This is a genomic window from Aquirufa nivalisilvae (assembly GCF_003143535.1).
Taxonomy (GTDB): Bacteria; Bacteroidota; Bacteroidia; order Cytophagales; family Spirosomataceae; genus Aquirufa; species Aquirufa nivalisilvae.
In genome coordinates this window covers 2,751,670-2,771,389 of sequence record NZ_CP029346.1, presented here as the reverse complement: position 1 = coordinate 2,771,389, position 19,720 = coordinate 2,751,670, and the positions used below count along the sequence as shown (strand labels likewise).

Below are 19,720 nucleotides of genomic sequence, written 5' to 3'. Positions count from 1 at the left end.
TCCGTAACGACAGCCTTTTTAGATTATTTATTTTTTTGCTCTTGACGTTTACGTTCGTTTGGATCTAAGAAGATCTTACGCATCCGTAAAGACTTAGGAGTGATTTCTAAGTATTCATCTTTTTGGATGAATTCCATACACTCTTCTAGTGAGAAGTTTAATTTAGGAGCGATCTTGGTATTGGTATCTGTACCAGATGCACGCATGTTGGTTAATTGTTTTGCATTTTGCAAGTTAACCTCGATGTCATTCTGGCGATTGTGTTCACCAACAACCATACCTGAGTAAATCTCTTCACCTGGATCGATGAAGAACACCCCTCTGTCTTGTAATTTATCAATCGCATATGGTGTAGCAACACCTGTGTTCATTGAAATCAATGAACCATTAATTCTACCTGGGATTGGTCCTTTGAAGGGCTCATATCCAATAAAACGGTGTGCCATGATAGCTTCACCAAAGGTAGCTGTTAACACTTTAGAACGTAGTCCAATCAAACCTCTTGAAGGAATGTTGAATTCTAAGTGTTGTAAGTCACCTTTAGGTTCCATAATCAATAACTCGCCTTTACCTTGTGTAGCTAATTCAATTACTTTACCAGCTACTTCTTCAGGTACGTCAACGACTAATGATTCGATTGGCTCTAATTTTTCACCATTATCGCCTTCTTTGTAAATAACTTGTGGTTGACCAACTTGTAATTCATAACCTTCACGACGCATCGTTTCAATTAAAACTGACAAGTGAAGAATACCACGACCAAAAACTAAGAATTTATCTTCACTTTCAGTTGTCATAACTCGCAAAGCCAAGTTTTTCTCTGTCTCTTTGAACAAACGCTCACGAATATGACGAGAAGTTACCATTTTACCTTCTCTACCAAAGAATGGAGAGTTGTTGATGGTAAACAACATGTTCATAGTTGGTTCATCGATAGCGATACGCTCTAATGCTTCTGGATTTTCTGGATCTGCCAAGGTATCTCCAATTTCAAAATCTTCAATACCTGTTACTGCACAAATTTCTCCACATTCTACTGTATCAACACGTACTTTACCTAAGCCTTCAAAAACCTGAAGTTCTTTGATACGCATTTTTTTAATGGAGCCATCTGACTTGCAAAGTGCGATTGGCATATTTTCTTTCAATGTTCCACGCTCCAAACGTCCGATCGCGATACGACCTACAAATGAAGAGTAGTCCAAAGATGTGATCTGCATTTGAGGAGTACCTTCCTGTACTTTAGATGCAGGAATGTGCTCAATGATGGCATCTAATAATGGGATAATATTGTCTGTTGGAGTTTTCCAATCAGTATTCATCCAACCTTGTTTAGAAGAACCATATAAGCAAGGGAAATCCAATTGCTCTTCTGTCGCGTTCAAGTTGAACATTAAGTCGAAAACAGACTCATGAACTTCATCTGGGCGACAGTTTTCTTTATCTACTTTATTTACAACTACAATTGGCTTTAAACCTAAGGCAATAGCTTTAGATAAAACGAAACGAGTTTGTGGCATTGGACCTTCAAATGCATCCACTAATAACAAAACACCATCAGCCATACGTAAAACACGTTCCACTTCTCCTCCAAAGTCGGCGTGACCAGGAGTGTCAATGATGTTGATTTTTACGCCATTATAGCGAACAGATACGTTTTTTGAAACGATAGTAATTCCGCGTTCTCTTTCAAGATCGTTATTATCTAAGATCAGATCACCAAATTCTTGATTTTCTCTAAAAATCTTAGATGCATGGATGATTTTGTCGACTAGTGTAGTTTTACCGTGGTCAACGTGGGCAATGATGGCAATGTTGCGAATGCTTTGCATAAAATAATGGCGCTTTGATGAAATCAAATCTCTCTGCCTGAGGAAATTTAAGGTGCAAAGGTAGGGATAATTTCTTAGAAAAGTACTAATTGAAGATAATCAAATCGTGAAATCTTAGTCTTGATTTACTTTCTGAGAAGCAGATTTGATTTTGTTCGGATAAAAATCAGCAATTTTTTTCAGGATATTCTCGGAATCAATCCCGCATAATTGGTAAAGTTCATGAGGTTCTCCATGTTCAATAATATCGTCAGGGACTCCTAAACGTAAAATTGGTTTATTATAACCGTGATCCAGCATAAATTCGGCAATGGCAGAACCAAAACCTCCTTGAACGCAAGCGTCTTCCACGGTAATGATTTGATTGTATGTTGAAAATACTTCATGAAGTATTTTTTCATCCAATGGTTTCACGAATCGCATGTCATAGAGTGCGGGATTCATACCCAAAGATTTTGCTTTTTGGCAAGCTATTTCCGCTTCATTTCCTATATGGCCAATACTTAAAACGGCAATTTCTTCTCCATCAAGAACTTTTTGCCCTTGACCAATTTTAATTTCTTCAAAAGAAGTTCTCCAAACGGGCATGACACCTGCGCCTCGTGGGTATCGAATAGTTATGGCCTTCTGATGTTCTTTGAATTTATCTAATGAGGCGGTATACATGATGTTTCTGAGCTCCTGTTCGTTTTTGGGAGCAGCTACAATCATGTTTGGTAGGCAGCGCATATAGGCCAAATCATATAAACCATGGTGGGTAGGACCATCGGCACCGGCTAGACCTGCTCGATCTAAACAGAATATAACAGGTAGTTTTTGCAGGCAAACATCATGGACCACTTGATCGTAGCCTCTTTGCATGAAAGAACTATAAATATTACAAAAAACAGTGAGTCCTTGAGTAGCTAATCCGGCTGAGAAGGTAACTGCGTGTTGTTCGGCTATACCTACATCAAACGCACGATCTGGCATGGCTCTCATCATGATATTCAAAGAGGACCCAGAAGGCATGGCAGGAGTAATTCCCATAATTTTGGGATTTTGTTCTGCCAATTCTAAAATTGTATGACCGAAAACTTCCTGATATTTAGGAGGTTGTGGGTTGTCAAAGGTCTTTTTATGGATCTCTCCAGTGATTTTGTCAAATTTTCCAGGAGCATGCCAAAGTGTTTGATCTTTTTCAGCTAAAGAATAGCCTTTACCTTTAGTTGTAATACAATGTAATATCTTAGGCCCTGGAATATCTTTTAAATCATTTAACACCGTGGTTAAATATTGAACATCATGTCCGTCAATGGGGCCAAAGTACCTTAAATTAAGGGACTCAAATAAGTTACTTTGCTTGAGTAAGGTAGCTTTTAATCCGTTTTCTATTTTTGAAACAATTTCTTGCGCGGATTTACCGAATTTAGACATCTTCCCCAATAGATTCCAGACATCGTCTTTTACGCGGTTGTAAGTATGCGAGGTGGTGATATCGGTTAAATATTCCTTTAAAGCTCCAACATTGGGGTCAATCGCCATGCAATTATCATTTAAGATAATCAGCATGTTGTTGGGAATATCTCCAGCATGATTCATGGCTTCAAAAGCCATACCTGCAGTCATGGAACCATCTCCTATGACGGCAATATGCTGTTTATGAAATTCTTTTTTATACCGAGAAGCTACAGCCATACCCAATGCCGCAGAAATAGAAGTAGATGAGTGGCCTACGCCAAATGCATCGTATTCACTCTCAGAACGCTTTGGGAAGCCGCTAATTCCTCCTAGTAGTCGATTAGTATGAAATGAATCCTGACGACCCGTCAGTATTTTGTGTCCATAAGCCTGATGACCTACATCCCAAACAAGTTGGTCATCTGGTGTATTGAATACATAATGTAGAGCAACTGTTAATTCCGTTACACCTAAAGATGCTCCAAAATGCCCTCCATTGACAGAGACGTGATCAATGATAAATTGGCGCAATTCATGGCAAACCGCAGGTAATTCTGCAGGGGACAACTTTCGCAAATCCGCAGGGGATTGGATTTTGCTTAAGATCGGTCCGGCTTGAAATTGCATCTTGTAGGGGTAATTTTGATGAAGGGTTCTGATTTAACAATACAAAGGTAAAAATGTTTTCGGCTGACTAGTCATTTTTTTGACTTGCTTTAAACAATCGTTTCTTTTCATGCTTACTTAAACTTTCATAACCGGAGGTCGAAATTTTATCTAAAATAGCATTCAATTCATCCTCTTCAATCTCTTCTGGCTCATTTTGCTCAACAAAATCTTGAATTTTCTTTTGAACTGTCATGGAGTAAGAATAAATTTTTTCTTCTGGAGCAGGTCGCCGTAATTGTTTTCTTTGATATGAATAGGCATAAAGAAAGCCTAATAAGGCCCCTCCTAAATGGGCTATATTACCTCCAGCATTTGTGCCTGTAGTTTCAATCATAGACCAAAGTATGTAAAATGCGGCTACATATTTAATGGCTACTTCCCCAAAAATTAACAGATGAACTTTATAATTGGGCTGTAAAGTTGCTGCCCCTACAACAATGGCAAAAACACTAGCAGAGGCGCCATTGAGATAAATGGGCCCTTTCATAACGAAATAGGAGAAGCTATTTAATAATAATATGTAGACAATTGCTCCTGCTAATCCCCCTAAAAAATATAATTGAATGAGGCGTTTTTGACCTATAAATGTATAAATGATACTGCCAAACCAATACAGGAATAGCATATTAAATACCAAATGGAATATTTCAAAATGGGCAAAGAAATATGTAAAGAAGGTCCAAGGTTTGTACAATACAATCTTGGGTTGGGAAGAAAGAGCGATTTGTTCTAATAGTTGATTATACCAAGCTTCTTTTCCTGCAAGGGATAAAAATACATGACTCAACGACACGCCCACAAATACGAAGACATTGGCCAAAATAAGTCGCCACAATCCATTTTCTGGATTTTGTATGACGAGTTTGATATCCTGCCAAATACTTTTCATCTCAATAGAAATTGTTTCTTTGTGTTTTCCAAACTTTTAAAAGAATCACGGCAAAAATCATTCCTCCAATATGAGCAAAATGAGCCACATTGTCCCCTTGACTTTGCTGTATCCCTGCATAGAGTTCATAAAGTCCGTAAAAGGTAACAAAATATTTAGCCTTGATTGGTATGGGGAAAGGGAATAAAAACATTTCTGAATTTGGGAATAAGTAGCCAAATGCCATGATGATTCCAAAAATGGCTCCTGATGCACCTCCTAAAGCTCCCATATTGATTAGAGCTTCATAATTAGCGATCACCCAGTTGATGTTGATTTGTCCTCCTGGGGCCGATATAACCCCATAATGTTGGGCATAATCAATTAAATTATCGGAGTTGGGATTGGATAATACTAGTTCTGTTGCTCTTCTGATTTCCGCAAAATCAATGAAATGTTGGATACCCATATACAAAAGCCCTGCACCTATTCCGCAAAAAAAGTAAAAGAAAAGAAAGCGTTGAGCACCCCAGATACGTTCTAATAAAGAGCCGAACATGTAAAGACCAAACATATTTCCCAGTAGGTGCATGAAACTAGCATGTACAAACATATAGCTTACCACCTGGAAAAAGCGAAAATCGCTCGCTCCAAAATAATGTAATGTGAGTAATTCTTGCGGAAAACCAAAGCCTTTGATCAGATAAAGGCCCACATTGATTAACAATAAAGTACGTACTGTTGGTGTTAAGTTTTGTAGCATTTTTTTATTCTTCGTAACCCCAATCAATGGAGGTTTTCATGTCTTTAATAATTAATCCCATGGATTTGAACGTAGTTCTAATTTCATCCACTTTGTCGTATTGCTTACTCTGCTTGAATTCAGAATACAGTTGAAGTAAACCTTGAATCATGCTTTCCCAATTGTCAGGAAGTTCTTCTTTAATGCCTAAAATTTCTTCTAAGAAAGAAATATAACTTGATTTTAATAAACTAAACGACTCTTCTCCAATTGATTCTAACGAAACTTGACCAGTATAAATTTGATTTATTTTCTTCAACAAGGTGAATAAATTAGCTATTGTAACTGCCGTGTTTAAATCATCGTTCATTCCATCATAGCATCCTTGAACAGCAGCCTGAATTTCTTCTCCATGTTTGGTATCAATAGCTGAGTTAATGGCAACTATTGGGAAAGTCATGTTCTTGACAATTCGTAAGCCATTGGCAATTCGCTTATAGCCTTTTTGAGCGGCCTTGAGCGCCTCATTAGAAAAGTCCAAGGTGCTTCTATACTGCGATTGTAACATGAAAAAACGAACTGTCATGGGACTATACGCCTGTTCCAATAAAGGGTGACTTCCACTAAATAACTCCGAAGGTAAAAATGAGTTACCCAGCGATTTGCTCATTTTTTGGCCATTGACAGTCAGCATATTGGTATGCATCCAATAGCGTACTGGAGCTTTTCCATAAGTCGCCTTAGCCTGCGCAATTTCACATTCATGATGCGGAAATTTTAAGTCCATTCCACCACCATGTATATCAAAGGTGTCTCCTAAATATTTATGGCTCATGCAAGTACATTCCAAATGCCAGCCCGGAAAACCTTCACCCCATGGGGAAGGCCAATGCATTAAATGTTCAGGTGCAGCTTTTTTCCATAAGGCGAAATCCAGAGGATTTCTCTTTTCACCGACACCATCTAAATCACGTGTTTCCGTTAATAAATCTTCCAAAACACGCCCAGAAAGTTTCCCGTAATCACCGCCTTGTTTATTGTAGGTTTCTATATCAAAATAGACAGATCCATTGGATTCATAAGCTAATCCTTTGTCTAATAATATTTTAGTCGTTTCAATTTGCTCCATAATATGTCCCGTAGCCGTTGGCTCGATGCTCGGTGGAAGTAAATTGAATTGTTCCAAAACTTGGTGAAAGTTTTGCGTGTAGCGATGTACAATTTCCATGGGCTCTAGCTTTTCTAGCTTGGCCATTTTACCAATTTTGTCTTCGCCTTCATCACCATCACCCACTAAGTGACCCACATCGGTGATGTTTCTGACATAGCGTACTTGATATCCTAAGTGACGCAAATAGCGATGAAGTATGTCAAAAGAGGTGAAAGTCCTTAAATTACCCAGATGGACATAATTATAGACCGTTGGCCCACATACATATAAACCTACATGTGGAGCATTAATGGCCGTGAATAATTCTTTTTCTCTACTGAGTGTATTGTATAATTTTAAGGCTTGCATGGTAATTATTTTCCCTTTTCATAAGGGCTATTTGTAAAAGAACTAAAATTACTTTGATTCTTTTAAACCACCAAACGATTTATAGCCCTTGAATGTTTTATGGGAGGTCGGATTGCTCGACTCATTCTATTATCTTTGTTTAAATATTAAAATACCATTTAAAATCCAGCATGTATTTACGAGAAGTAGCTGAAGATAGCCTATTAAAAAAAGCTTTTTTAACCTTTCCTGTTAGCTTGTATGCGCATGATGCTAATTGGATTCGCCCTTTGGATTCAGACATTGAGTCTATTTTTGATCCTAAAAAAAATCCTCATTTTAAACACGGTGATGCTATTCGCTGGTTGTTATTTAATGAAGAAAATCAAGTAATTGGTCGGGTTGCTGCTTTTTATGATGGCAAACCAGCTAAGGAAGGAGAATTAGCTGCTGGGGGTATGGGATTTTTTGAGTGTATTGAAGATGAAAAGGCTGCCTTTGTCTTGTTTGATGCTTGTGCGGATTGGTTGAAATCCAAGGGTTTAGAAGCCATGGACGGACCTATTAATTTTGGTGAACGAGATAGTTTTTGGGGATTAATGGTAAAGGGTTGGGAATTTGAACCAACCTACAAAATGCCTTGGACCAAAGAGTATTATATCGCTTTTTTTGAGCGCTATGGTTTCAAAGATTATTTCCAACAATATGTGTTTGTTTCCCCGGTTTCTGCGGCTAATGTAGCTCCCTCGATTGAAGAAAAAGCACAACGAATATATCAGAATCCCAACTATGTATTTAAGCATATTGAGAAATCGGATTTAAGTAAATATGCCGAAGACTTTAAAATTATCTTCAATGCGGCATGGGCAAAATTCCCAGGCGTTACAGCCATGAGTTCAGAACAAGCCCAGAAGTTAGTGAAGAAAATGAAGCCCATCATTGATGAACAATTGTTGTGGTTTGCTTATACTGCTGAAGGAGATCCCGTGGCTTTTTTTATTGTCATTCCTGATTTGAATCAAATTGTCAAGCATCTCAATGGAAAGATGAATGTGTGGGGAATGATTAAATTTTTACTATTGAAATGGAAGGGGGCTTTAACTCGTTGCTGTGGGGTGATTTTTGGCGTTGTGCCTGACCACCAAGGTAAAGGAGTAGAGTCTGCCATAGCTTTAAGATTCCGTCAAGCTGCCCGTGATAATCCTTTTTATCCTTATGAAACAATGGATATGAATTGGGTGGGAGACTTTAACCCAAAAATGCTTCGATTTGTGTCACAGTTAGGGGCCAGTATCGATAAAACATACATTACCTATCGTTATTTATTTAATCCAAATCAGCCCTTTAGTCGTTGTCCTAAAGTTGGCTAAATAATTCAAAATGAGCTTATTATCAATTGGAACAGTGGCTTTTGATGCCCTAGAAACCCCTTACGGAAAAACAGATAAAATTATCGGTGGATCTTGTACTTACATTAGTTTATCTGCCGCATTTTTCTTACCCAAAGTAAATGTAGTTGCTGTAGTTGGTGACGATTTTCCTAAAGAATACATGGAAACTTTGGAAGAAAAAGGAATTGATTTGACTGGTTTACAGATCAAAGAAGGAGAAAAAACTTTCTTTTGGGCAGGCAAGTATCATAATAACATGAATACGCGTGATACCTTGGTGACTGACCTAAATGTATTAGCTGATTTTCAGCCGACAATTCCTACGGCATATCAAGATTGCGACTATTTAATGTTGGGTAACTTGACTCCACAAGTACAAATAGATGCTATTCAAGGTTTAAGCAAGCGCCCTAAATTAATCGTAATGGACACGATGAATTTCTGGATGAATGTAGCTATGGACGACTTGAAACGCGTATTGAAAATGGTCGATGTGTTGTGTATCAATGATGAGGAAGCCCGTCAGTTATCTGAGCAATATTCTTTGAGAATAGCTGCTAAGATGATCATGGCCATGGGACCTAAAACATTGATTATCAAAAAAGGAGAGCACGGCGCCTTGTTGTTCCAAGAAGATAAAATGTTCTATTGTCCAGCTTTGCCTTTGGAAGAAGTATTCGATCCAACGGGAGCAGGAGATACCTTTGTAGGTGGATTTATTGGTTATCTAGCTCAGAAAGACGATGTGTCTTTTGAAAGCATGCGCCAAGCCATTGTATATGGTTCAGCTATGGCTTCCTTCTGCGTTGAGAAATTTGGAACAGAGCGTTTGTTTGAAATTAGTCCAGCGGATCTAGAGTCTCGTGTGAATGAGTTTAGAGAGTTAGCTAGGTTCTAAGCTCCCACCATGACCACATGTAATTCATCCAAGTTCAAGTATTGATTCGCTATTTCGCGCAATTCTTGAGCTTGGCATTGAATAATCTGCGTTTGAAATTGATCATAGAAGTCAGGCGCTAGGTTTTCCAACTGAATGACTTTGATTTTTTCAGCAATGTCAAAGGCCTGAGTAAGTTCGCCAGTAAAACTGCCCATCAAATAGTTTTTAACTAATTCTAATTCTTCTTCGGAAACCAATTCATTTTGTAATATCCGGATTTCCTTCTTGATTTCCTCTAAGGTTTGTTCGCTATTTTCTCCATTGACATCTGTGCCAGTCACCCAATAAGAGGACTCTTGCAGCGGCACTATGGAGGAAGATATACCATAGGTGAAACCTTTATCCTCGCGAATATTATTTTGAAGCCTAGAACCAAAATATCCACCTAATATGGTGTTCAGAATACTGAATTGGAAGTAATCTGGATGATTTCTTCCAATGGCTAATTTACCAACACGGATGGAAGTTTGTAAGGCTCCATCTCGACGGTCATGTTCGATTTGTACAGCTTGAGGTGTCACAATAGGTAGTTTACCTGGCCATGGCTGATCAAAGCGTAATTGTCCAATAAACCGGTCTAGTAACTGCAATTCTTGGTCGGAAATTCTACCAGAAAGGAAAATAATGGGTTTTACATTAGCCCAAGTAGATGTGTAGAAATCAAATAAATCATTTCGGCTTAAATCAGCTAAACTTTCGGGAGAAGAATAGCGTCCATAGGCATGATTTCCGAAAATTTGTCCACGGAATAACTGACTAGCAGCGAATGAAGTTTTTTGCCAATTCAACTTGTTTTTTTGGATCTCGATGGCAATTTCCTTTTCGTATTCTTCTTGACTAAATGTTGCTTCTTTGAGAAGTTCTGCGACCCATGGAATCAGAGCTTCAAAGTGTTTATTTAAGCCATATACAGAGAAATTGGCATTGTCTAGATTGGCTTGTATATCCCAAAAAGCACCTAAGAAATCAAATGCTTCATGTATTGCTTGAGCTGAATGAGCAAGTGTACCTCTTCTCATCAGATTGGCTACCATATTGGCTAAGCCAGCTTTCGACCCAGACTTTGATCCTGCTGGACTAATAATTTCCAGTTTGAAGACAGGTTGCTCTCCTAGATTAATGGAGTAAACGGGAATTCCATTACTTAGATGAAATACATCAACAGTAGGGAATTTCACTAATTCAATCGGGAAAGCAGGAGGGGGAGTGGAGCGGTCTAGCATGGTAGTAGGGTAAAAAAACAAATGACATCCCTAGGAATGTCATTTGAAATCAAAACAAGTAGCTTAGCTTATTTCTTAGAAGAACCATTATTGATAGCAGCTAATAAAGACACACGAAGTGTATTAGCTAATGGGCTACCAGAACCTGTTGGAACTAAGTAAGCAAAATCAAATCCGTATTTTTGGTCTAATTTGAAACCAACACCGAAAGTGAAATATTTACGATTTCCTTTCATTTCGCTTTCATTGAAATAACCTGTTCTCAAAGCGAATGAATTATTGAATAAGTATTCAGCACCGATAGAAGTAGTAATTTCTTTTAACTCTTCACCAAATCCGTCTGGAGCGTCAAACAAAGAACTAAAGATACCACCGATTGCTGTTGCATCGTTTGGATCATTTCCAACCTTAGCACCATTAGCATCGATTGAATATGGTGTTGGTACCATTAATTTGTTGAAATCTAAAGTAAAGGTTAAACGATTACCTTCTGAAATGTCTTTCGTTGTGGCAACACCAAAACGTAAGTTTGTTGGAATGAAGTTTTTATCAACGCCACCGTAAGAAACTTTACCAGATATGTTAGATAAAACTAAACCGTAAGTATATTTCCATTCTTTGGCAGAAACGCTGTTCCAATATAATGCTACGTCAGCAGCAACTGTTTGAGCAGGTTTCATAGCAACACCTGAACCATTGGTTCCTGTGTAGTTCCCTAATAAATTAGAGTTAATGTATTTTAAGTTAACACCTAAAGATAATGTGTTGGATAATTTACGAGCGTGAGATACAGTAATAGCATATTCTTTCGAATTGAAATTTCCTGCACTTTGTCCTGTTGAAGTAGTTGCTTGGAATAAACCTTGATCAAAATAGTTGATAGAGAATCCAAATGCTTGATCTTTGCTTGTCTTTTTGTAGCCAGCAATATTGTAAAGAGCCATATCATTTACCAAGTTTCTTAACCATGGAGTATATGATATGGAAAATCCTAAGTCCTTCTCAGCTGTAGCTAATTTTGCTGGATTCCAATAAATGGCGTTTACATCCGATGAAATAGCGACACCAGCATCTCCCATTCCAGCCGAACGAGCATCTGGAGCCACATTCAAGAATAACATGGTTGGTGTAGGAATTCTTCCTGAATTTATTTGACCAGAAACTAATGCTTGTCCAAATGCATAAGAACTAATCAAGCCTGCTACCAAGGTTAATAATGCTTTTGGGAATAATGAATTGTTTGTCGTCATTGTTTAAAAAAATTAGAGAGTCTATTCAGCATAAAGCGAAGTCCAAAAATAGGCATTTTTACGCTAATTGTTGTTTTATAAGCTAAAATATTTGTCAAAATTTATTTTAAGGTAGCTATTTTGCCCTTGTACTTACGGAAACCAGAACCACTTATATCTTTAATTTCAAGCATATAATAAGCTCCCATTCCTATATTTCTCAGCTCTGCTTCTTTGAATACGAAAGAAAGATCAATGAATTCAGAACCTCCTCCCAGTAAATTTCCGTTTTTTTCAACAATGGTTTGACCCAAGAGGTTGATAATTTTGAAATTATACTGATAATCCGACCAGAATTTTTCTTGACTTAGGCGAATATTCAACTGTTCTTGGAAGGGATTTGGATATACAAGGCAAAAATTAGCCGCAAGATTCTCTTTAGAAACTTGAAAACGAAACGATGACTCGCTCATGTTATTGTTTAAATCGTAACATTTTACCTGAATTTTGTAGATACCAGGTTCTAAATTTTGAAAAGGATAAAGTACCGTTCCTTCATTAGCGAAACCCGGATTTGGTTTATAATAATCCAGTAATGGTACTGTAAGCGTATCATTTATACTCAAATAGCTAATTTCTCCATTTAATTTTTGCCATAAAAAACCTACATCATCTTTGAGTTGAATTTCTAAGATCGGTTTCGAACTCGTGGCTTCTACATTGGGTTCGTTGATGCTAATTTGTATGCTTGGACCTTGCTTGTCAGATAAATTCTGTTGGCTAGTTTTGAGCCATATGGATTTAGCTCCTCCCCAGGTATTTCCTTCTTGATCTTTTCCGATCACTTTTAAATTTACTTCCTGGACTGAACTTGATAGCTGAGGAATGCTTTTGGGAGAGATTGTGATTTTACCATTCAAGATTTTACTGGATATTTTCCAAAATGTATCGCCGTCTTTTTGATAGGAAAATGAAGGGGATTTAGTCCCTAATGTTTTTTGAGCAAGCTTAGGTCCAATGAGTGTTACTTCTACTTCCTCTAAATTAGCAGAGATTGGAATGGTGATAGGTGTCTCAGAGCCAGCCAAAAGGGTGTCTATAGGTAAATCAATCGACTGGTAGGACCAGGGTAAGTTCATTGTGGGGTCTCCCAATAGACTAATATTTCGATTGATAACTCCAGCATGACTTTGATTTTTTGAATCTCGAAACAAATCCCCCATGCGATAATTTTTATCATGGGCATGTTCTTTGATAAGTCGATAAAAGGCTTGACCAAAGATATAATTACTACTTTGAAATACGGGTCTTGTAGTACTGATTAAACCAATGGCGCCTCCTTTATCAGATATAAGACTTAATTCGGACCCAGAAAGCACATTGGGGTCATCAAATCTTCCAAATTGACAAGTAGCGGTCAGTATCCATGGGAGATGTTGGGCATTCGTAATTTTTTGAATATCCTCCGTTGTCCAGATTTTTTCATCCGTCCAAACCGTTTCTGCCCCATGTCCAATAAAGTGAATAAAATCCCCATATTTTTCCCAGGCATTTTTCACCTGTTGCTTAGTGGCTTTCGAGGTGTAAATCCCATTTGTCATTTCCATCGGATATTGATCCAAATAGATTTTTTGTTTCTGAAAAATGGGGTTACTCTGGGCTAAACTGCTAGAGAAATCTTCAGCATCTTGAGTATGTAAATTCGAATCGCCATCATCTGCTATCCAACTGAATTGAAATAGAGAAGCTTTGGCCAATTTTTGTTTTTCTGAATAATCTATCAGTTTATTGACCAGTACCAAAGCTTCGTCGGGATTCCTAGCGGGTAATCGACCAACTCCTATGGATAAGCTTTCATTGATAGGGAAATCTCCTTCTATCCAATCGCCTTGACCTGAAGCAAGTAAACCAAAATAATCATCAGAAGCATAACTTAGGAGCGGATGATATGATTCTCTACTTTCATAAGTGGGTACGTAGCTGGACTTTTCAGCTGACGTGGATATAGTATTCTTGTTTTTATAGTCGATTGTGGCATCACCTAACAGTATAACGTACTTTAAAAGGGCATTTGGCCTATTTTTTTGATCATATAAATAATCTCGAATAGCTGTTACATCTTGTTTACCTCCAGAATATTCATGATAAATTAAATCGGTGGTGATGACAGTCGTTTTAATATTGGCTTGTTTATTTTTATATAGGGCGAGTTTTTCGGCGGCAATATGTAAGGCTGGGCTGCTGACTATAATGAGTTCGCTAGTTGGATTTTGTTTGATATCTTGGTTGGCAAGCTGTTGAATGAAGCTAGGTGTCGACAGTTTAGTCGGATCAAAAAGTAATAGGCTACTTCCAGCAGAGGCAGTGATTTTAGCTTTGGCTTGATCATTTGAGAGGCTAAGCCAATCCTGCTCTCCATTTTTTAACCAAATTTGATGTTGTTTAGATAGATTTTGAATAGAAATACTGAAGGTAGAATCTTGAAGATTGGTAAAATAATACAATGGATTTTCATTCGTGGCATTGAGTATCCTAGGGTAATTGAGTGTTAGGCTATTGAGATAGCCTGTTCCAACGGAATTGACATAATTGATTTTCCAGGACCACTGATTGTTTTTAATGACGGGAATCACTTCACTTGAAAAATTTTTGATTTGTACTTTTTGATCATATCGATCCCCGGATATGCTATTTAGTACCCATGGTGAAATTGTATTGTTTTCTATGGTGAAATAGAATGTTCCTTCTTTAACGGAGCTGGAGGCTAATTGGCCAAAAAGTTGGGCTGCTTTCCCTTCTTTGTAATCTTTGATGGGATATTGAATGATTTTTTCACTATTTCCATAAAAGGCATCACCGAGCCATTGTCTTCCTGATTGAATGGCATTGGTTAAATCAGGTTGATAATGAAAATGTGACCAAGCAAAATCTAAGCTTGGATCTTGGCCTGTTTCCCATTTGCTTTGCTTGATTCTCTTGGTACTTGGACTATCCCAACGGATAAAGTAGTAAGCGGAATCACTGTAGGGATGAGTGTCGGTTTTCCATTTTTTTAGAACTTTATCCCATTGAGTGAGATGGGGAGACTCAGCGAAAAAACAAATTTGATCACTTTCATCCCAAATACCGTTCTCTTCTCCGATAAATAAACTGGTAATAGGCTCTAAATCTTTTAATCTAGTGCTACTAGTTAATTGGGGGAGCACACCTCTTTGGCCTTGATATACAGCCACTTTCTGAGGATTAATTCGGCTAGGATCGATTTTGTGTTTAAGTAGCCATTCTTTATTAATTTGATAGACACCAGTTTGAGTAATGGCAACTTTTGTCCATGTACCTTCTGATAGGACAGAATGCGATTGAGCTAAATTGATCCGAGGAAACAGGAAAAAAGAAATGAAAGCCAAGAAGAGATGTCCAGGACTAATCGGTCGAGTGGTTTTCCAATAGGCTAACTTGGGCATTTTTGGCTACTAAATAGAGTTTCCCGCTAATCTGTTCTTTGCAAATGTAACGTGTTCTACGAAGTTTCCCTTTGACTAGTCGGAGGTTTTTTAGAAAAAACAATTGATTTTCTTCTAATTCATGTAGACTAACTAATGGGTTTTCAGGATCAAAGGTCTTTAAAACTTCCACCAAAGGGGTATACATGGAAGAAGAAGCGGTTGGGTTTTTCAGGTAGGTTTGTAGGACTAAAACGAAGCGTTCAGGGAGTAATTCAGGATCAAGGATGGGTTCAAACAATTTGTAAAACTCCTGTTTCCATTCCTTTCCATGTGGAGATACCTTGTTTTTGAAAGCTAGGTAAGTAGTTAAGTGGGCAACCTCATGAATGTAGGTGACCAAAAAAGCATAAGGATTGAGGTTGTGGTTGACCGTAATTTGGTGCCCTTTTTTTGGGGAAAAACGGTAGTCCCCTAATTTGGAACCACGTTCTTTACTGACAATAAAATCAAAAGAATAATCTTGCCAAAGCTGAAAACAGTACTCAGCTACACTGGCGGGGAAATGATCGAAAAAGGATTGAATTCTTTTACTTTTGACCATTGTGTAAAGGGCATAAAAAAAATCCTTCGCATGCAAAGGATTTTTCTCTCTTTTGCTTAGAAATTATTTCTTAGCAGCAGTGTCAGCAGCAGCAGTGTCAGCAGCAGCAGTATCAACAGCAGCAGCAGCAGCAGTATCAACAGCTACAGTGTCAGCAGCAGCTTCAGTTTTTTTCTCACCACAAGATGCCAAAGTTACCATTGCAGCAACGAAAGCTAGAGCGAATACTTTTTTCATTTTTTTGATATTTAAGGTTTGAGCTACAAAACTAATGGATTGAATCGTATCTACCAATTATTCCGACAAAAATTTTAAGAAATTTTTAAGTATTGAGTCGAGGTTAATTGAAAAAATGCCAATGTGGCCAATAGGGGCACTTTTTTGATTCTAAAAACATTAAGTAAATCTTAAGTATTTCTAAGAATTGAACAAAATTAACGGATTAAATCCTTGAAACGGTCGTAAAATCCACTGCTTTTGAAGGTGAAAGATTTGTGTAAAACATAGTTTGACACAAAACTAAAGCCCATTCCATTGATGGTTGTAAGCACTTGAGTTAGGTTGATTTTTTTAACAGAATAAGGGATTTGCCAATAAAAATCACTCATGATCGTATTTAAACCTCGGTAAGGAAGAACACTAAAAAACCAAGTGACAAATCCAGAAAAGGAGGCGACCATTAAGAACTTGATCATTTCTCTTCGGGTCTGCTTCGACTGACGAGCATTGAAAGCGAATAATTTGGTTAAAATAAAGCCAACAACCAGAGAAATGTAATAGGCAGGTAGAATGGATTCTTCGTAGCTTACTTTAAACCAATCTTTAATAAGGCCACCAGCTACCAATTGAACTATGGCACCCGTTCCCGCAATGAGGAAATAGGCGAGTAGGTCTTTTTTATTAAATAGTTTAGAGTTCGATTTGCTCAAAATGGCTAATAATTAGAAAACGCTTTTGACTAAGCTAGGGTAAACGCCTAAAATAATGGTACCCAATGTGCAAGCCCAAAGGGCCATTTTGAATAGTACAGGGACTTCTATTTTTTCAATCTCACCAGCTTTTAAGTATACAGCTATAATACCTTTGAAATAATAGTAAATACCGACTGCAGACATTAAGATGGCTAAGATAACTGGGTAGATAATATTTCTACTAAAGGTATCTGAAAAGATAAAAAACTTACCCCAGAAACCAGCTGTTAAGGGAATACCAGCTAAAGAAAGCATGGAAATAGTGAAGCATAATGCTAAACCTGGGTTGTTTTTAGCTAAACCTTCAAATGAACTGAAGTTTTCTGGTTTCTCCACGCGGGCACTTTGGTATTCTGAAACCAAAATCAATACGGCAAATGCTACCACTGTGGCCAACGTGTACGATAAAGAATAGTATAGTATACTCGATGTCGTACTAATTTGCTTGGAACTAACGGTTAATAAGAGGTAACCTGCATGAGAAATACTAGAAAAAGCTAGCATTCTTTTAACGCTCTGTTGATATACAGCTGAAATATTTCCTACTACCAGTGTTAGCATACTGATGAAATAAACAGGTAATACCCAAACAGTGTATAAGCTGCCGAAGATGCCAGAAACCAAATGGAACAAGGCTGCAAAGCTGGCTGTTTTCACAATGGTTGACATAAACATCGTGAAAATGGTAGGAGCCCCTTCGTATACATCAGGTGTCCAAAAGTGGAACGGGGCTGCAGATACTTTAAATAATAGCCCAACGATGATTAACAATACACCGATGAACAAGAAACTAGGCATGGATTCTGGAGCTGTATTGGTCAGAATAGTCCCTATGTTCGACATGTAAAATGAGTGTGTAGCTCCGTAAACCAGGGTTATACCAAATAACAAGATACCTGTTGTGAATGAACCCATTAAGAAATATTTAATGGCTGCTTCATTGGAACGAAGATTTCTCTTGTCGCTACCCGTCAAAACATACATGGCAACTGATAATATTTCTAAACCTACAAACAGGACAATCATGTGGTCGAAGGACACCATTAAAATGGCCCCAACAACTGAAAACAGCATAATGGCATAGTATTCTGCCGGATGAGTGTGCTCATCATCTTGACCAAATGCCTTAGAAAAGGCCACGACAAAAAAGGCGGCCAATTGTATGATTAGACTAAAATTAATGGAAGTGTTGGTTGTACGGAACATATTCCCAAACCACAATAATTCATGATTCCAGTCGGAAACTGTCAAAGCCATGGAAACCACTAAAAATAATAGGGTAACCATTTGTATCGTTTTTCTTGGGAACCAAAACCCTAAGAATAAGTTACTAATACCAAAAAGAGATAAAGCAATGATAGCCGTCATAATTGTATGCGATGCTGTTTATATATTTTCGGGCTTCTATTTTAATAAAGAAACCAAAGCCTGAACACCTGGTTCAGTAAAATTTAAAATCCAAGTTGGGTAAACTCCACCCACAATAACCAAAACACAAAGTGGAATTAATACCCATTTCTCTGCAGAACTTACATCTTCAAAATCTTTGGTAATGCGAGAAAAGTTGCCAAACATGGTCTTTTGAATCAGACGTAGGGTATAAACAGCACCTAGAATAATGGTGATTCCTGCTACTATACCTATGATCATGTCATGATCAAATACGCTTTTCAAAAGTAAAAACTCACCGATAAATCCATTGGTCAAAGGTAAGGCTACTGAACCTAAGCTTAATATGACAAATGCTACGGTTAATACATACGAGTATTGTGTAATACCTCCCAATTGAGCAATTTCTCTAGATTTGGTTCTTCTTTCTATAATTTCAATGATGAAAAATAAACCAACTATATTGATACCGTGAGATAACATCTGATATAAGGCCCCTTGAATACCTTCAGTACTTTGACTTAAAATACCTGCCGACATCAAGCCTACGTGAGCAAAGGAAGAATAAGCTAATAAACGCTTGGCATCTTTTTGCTGAATGGCAATAATGGATCCGTAGATTATTCCAATGACAGAAAGGATAATAGCTGTGTTGCCCCAAGTAATCATACCTAAAGGAAACATAGGTAAAACTAAACGAATTAGCCCATAAGTACCCATTTTTAACATGATTCCAGAAAGAAGCATGGTAGCTTGAGTAGGAGCGACCGTGTAGGTATCTGGTTGCCAAGTATGAAAAGGGAAAATAGGCATCTTGATTGCAAAGGCAATAAAAAAGGCTAAGAATAAATTTCCCTGAATTCGCTCTGGCAACATGATAGCCGTTTGGTATAGCGTTTCAATATCGGAAGAATGACTACCTGGTGTTACTAAATACACGTAGATTAAACCAATCAATAAGAATAATGAACCAAATAAAGTATAAACAAAGAATTTGAAAGTAATCGCATTTTTGTTTTCTCCTCCATAAATGGCAGCTAAGAAATAAATGGGTAATAAAGAGGCTTCAAAGAAAAAGTAAAATAAGAAGGCATCTTTCGCTAAAAAAGCTCCCATTAAGGCAGTTTGCATGGCTAGCATTAAACCTTGGTATTGAGCGTTATTGGCTTTATCGGAATTAGCTGTAGTGGCTACAATGAATGGAACCATCAGGGCACATAATCCAATTAAAATACCATTGACTCCATCTACCCAAAGTGAAAATGAAATTCCTGCTTCTTCAATCCAAGGTTTAGTAAAAACAAGTCCATTTTCAGCAGCAGCGGCATCTTTCAAGACGAAAGCAGTAGCTACCAATTCAATGATGGAAGCTATCAGCGAGATAGCAAAAGCTTGTTTAGGCTTAGCGACCAAAAGAATGGCGCCTATAACAAGTGGGAAAAAAAGTATAAATAGTAAAGACATACCTTATTTTTTCAAAT

The 19,720-nt window shown here is 37.7% G+C and carries 15 protein-coding genes; 2 read left to right on the top strand and 13 right to left on the bottom strand.

The window, feature by feature from the left end:
- Positions 1–23: 23 nt before the first annotated feature.
- The 5 genes from typA to cysS all read right to left on the bottom strand — a co-directional run bounded on the left by typA (position 24) and on the right by cysS (position 7,070).
- Positions 24–1,832, bottom strand: coding sequence for a translational GTPase TypA (gene typA / locus HME7025_RS11790; protein WP_109324277.1), 1,809 nt, complete (start codon positions 1,830–1,832; stop codon positions 24–26).
- A 114-nt stretch (positions 1,833–1,946) separates the two neighbouring features.
- The gene (dxs, locus tag HME7025_RS11785) at positions 1,947–3,899 is read right to left on the bottom strand and encodes a 1-deoxy-D-xylulose-5-phosphate synthase (protein WP_109324276.1); all 1,953 of its coding nucleotides are present in this window, start codon (positions 3,897–3,899) and stop codon (positions 1,947–1,949) included.
- A gap of 67 nt (positions 3,900–3,966) precedes the next feature.
- Positions 3,967–4,830, bottom strand: coding sequence for a rhomboid family protein (locus tag HME7025_RS11780; RefSeq protein WP_109324275.1), 864 nt, complete (start codon positions 4,828–4,830; stop codon positions 3,967–3,969).
- Between the two features lies 1 nt (position 4,831).
- Positions 4,832–5,572 carry a rhomboid family intramembrane serine protease gene (locus tag HME7025_RS11775; protein WP_109324274.1) on the bottom strand — a complete coding sequence of 247 codons (741 nt, stop codon included), beginning with the start codon at positions 5,570–5,572 and terminating at the stop codon, positions 4,832–4,834.
- Positions 5,573–5,576: 4 nt separating this feature from the next.
- Complete coding sequence (cysS, locus tag HME7025_RS11770) at positions 5,577–7,070, bottom strand: cysteine--tRNA ligase (RefSeq protein ID WP_109324273.1); 1,494 nt, start codon at positions 7,068–7,070, stop codon at positions 5,577–5,579.
- Positions 7,071–7,240: 170 nt separating this feature from the next.
- Between cysS and HME7025_RS11765 the strand changes: the two genes are divergently transcribed.
- A complete protein-coding gene (locus HME7025_RS11765; protein WP_109324271.1) occupies positions 7,241–8,419 on the top strand; it encodes a hypothetical protein in 1,179 nt (392 codons plus the stop codon).
- A 10-nt stretch (positions 8,420–8,429) separates the two neighbouring features.
- Positions 8,430–9,338 carry a PfkB family carbohydrate kinase gene (locus tag HME7025_RS11760; protein ID WP_109324254.1) on the top strand — a complete coding sequence of 303 codons (909 nt, stop codon included), beginning with the start codon at positions 8,430–8,432 and terminating at the stop codon, positions 9,336–9,338.
- Here HME7025_RS11760 and HME7025_RS11755 read toward each other — a convergent pair.
- The 8 genes from HME7025_RS11755 to HME7025_RS11720 form a co-directional block, all read right to left on the bottom strand.
- Positions 9,335–10,603 carry a M16 family metallopeptidase gene (locus tag HME7025_RS11755; protein ID WP_109324253.1) on the bottom strand — a complete coding sequence of 423 codons (1,269 nt, stop codon included), beginning with the start codon at positions 10,601–10,603 and terminating at the stop codon, positions 9,335–9,337. The two genes, HME7025_RS11760 and HME7025_RS11755, sit on opposite strands and share 4 nt — an antisense overlap.
- Before the next feature lie 68 nt (positions 10,604–10,671).
- Positions 10,672–11,853 (bottom strand): type IX secretion system outer membrane channel protein PorV, encoded by a 1,182-nt coding sequence (porV, locus tag HME7025_RS11750; RefSeq protein ID WP_154401971.1) that lies wholly within the window; start codon positions 11,851–11,853, stop codon positions 10,672–10,674.
- A gap of 101 nt (positions 11,854–11,954) precedes the next feature.
- A complete protein-coding gene (porU, locus tag HME7025_RS11745; RefSeq protein WP_109324243.1) occupies positions 11,955–15,296 on the bottom strand; it encodes a type IX secretion system sortase PorU in 3,342 nt (1,113 codons plus the stop codon).
- Entirely contained in the window at positions 15,256–15,879 is a 624-nt protein-coding gene (locus HME7025_RS11740) for a SprT-like domain-containing protein (RefSeq protein ID WP_109324242.1), read from the bottom strand. Before HME7025_RS11740 ends, porU begins: the two co-directional genes overlap by 41 nt.
- A 63-nt stretch (positions 15,880–15,942) precedes the next feature.
- The gene (locus HME7025_RS13470) at positions 15,943–16,116 is read right to left on the bottom strand and encodes a hypothetical protein (RefSeq protein WP_193495328.1); all 174 of its coding nucleotides are present in this window, start codon (positions 16,114–16,116) and stop codon (positions 15,943–15,945) included.
- Between the two features lie 197 nt (positions 16,117–16,313).
- Positions 16,314–16,808: a GtrA family protein gene (locus HME7025_RS11730; RefSeq protein ID WP_109324238.1), complete on the bottom strand. Its 495-nt coding sequence runs from the start codon at positions 16,806–16,808 to the stop codon at positions 16,314–16,316.
- Between the two features lie 12 nt (positions 16,809–16,820).
- Positions 16,821–18,218, bottom strand: coding sequence for an NADH-quinone oxidoreductase subunit N (locus HME7025_RS11725; protein ID WP_109324237.1), 1,398 nt, complete (start codon positions 18,216–18,218; stop codon positions 16,821–16,823).
- Between the two features lie 36 nt (positions 18,219–18,254).
- Positions 18,255–19,703: a complex I subunit 4 family protein gene (locus HME7025_RS11720; RefSeq protein WP_109324236.1), complete on the bottom strand. Its 1,449-nt coding sequence runs from the start codon at positions 19,701–19,703 to the stop codon at positions 18,255–18,257.
- Between the last annotated feature and the right edge of the window lie 17 nt (positions 19,704–19,720).

Coding starts and splice junctions, on each gene's coding strand:
- HME7025_RS11725 (WP_109324237.1), bottom strand. CDS start 18,218: ATGACGGCTATCATTGCTTTATCTCTTTTTGGTATTAGTAACTTATTC.
- porV (WP_154401971.1), bottom strand. CDS start 11,853: ATGACGACAAACAATTCATTATTCCCAAAAGCATTATTAACCTTGGTA.
- HME7025_RS11760 (WP_109324254.1), top strand. CDS start 8,430: ATGAGCTTATTATCAATTGGAACAGTGGCTTTTGATGCCCTAGAAACC.
- porU (WP_109324243.1), bottom strand. CDS start 15,296: ATGCCCAAGTTAGCCTATTGGAAAACCACTCGACCGATTAGTCCTGGA.
- HME7025_RS11775 (WP_109324274.1), bottom strand. CDS start 5,572: ATGCTACAAAACTTAACACCAACAGTACGTACTTTATTGTTAATCAAT.
- typA (WP_109324277.1), bottom strand. CDS start 1,832: ATGCAAAGCATTCGCAACATTGCCATCATTGCCCACGTTGACCACGGT.
- HME7025_RS11780 (WP_109324275.1), bottom strand. CDS start 4,830: ATGAAAAGTATTTGGCAGGATATCAAACTCGTCATACAAAATCCAGAA.
- HME7025_RS11765 (WP_109324271.1), top strand. CDS start 7,241: ATGTATTTACGAGAAGTAGCTGAAGATAGCCTATTAAAAAAAGCTTTT.
- HME7025_RS11755 (WP_109324253.1), bottom strand. CDS start 10,603: ATGCTAGACCGCTCCACTCCCCCTCCTGCTTTCCCGATTGAATTAGTG.
- cysS (WP_109324273.1), bottom strand. CDS start 7,070: ATGCAAGCCTTAAAATTATACAATACACTCAGTAGAGAAAAAGAATTA.
- HME7025_RS13470 (WP_193495328.1), bottom strand. CDS start 16,116: ATGAAAAAAGTATTCGCTCTAGCTTTCGTTGCTGCAATGGTAACTTTG.
- HME7025_RS11740 (WP_109324242.1), bottom strand. CDS start 15,879: ATGGTCAAAAGTAAAAGAATTCAATCCTTTTTCGATCATTTCCCCGCC.
- dxs (WP_109324276.1), bottom strand. CDS start 3,899: ATGCAATTTCAAGCCGGACCGATCTTAAGCAAAATCCAATCCCCTGCG.
- HME7025_RS11720 (WP_109324236.1), bottom strand. CDS start 19,703: ATGTCTTTACTATTTATACTTTTTTTCCCACTTGTTATAGGCGCCATT.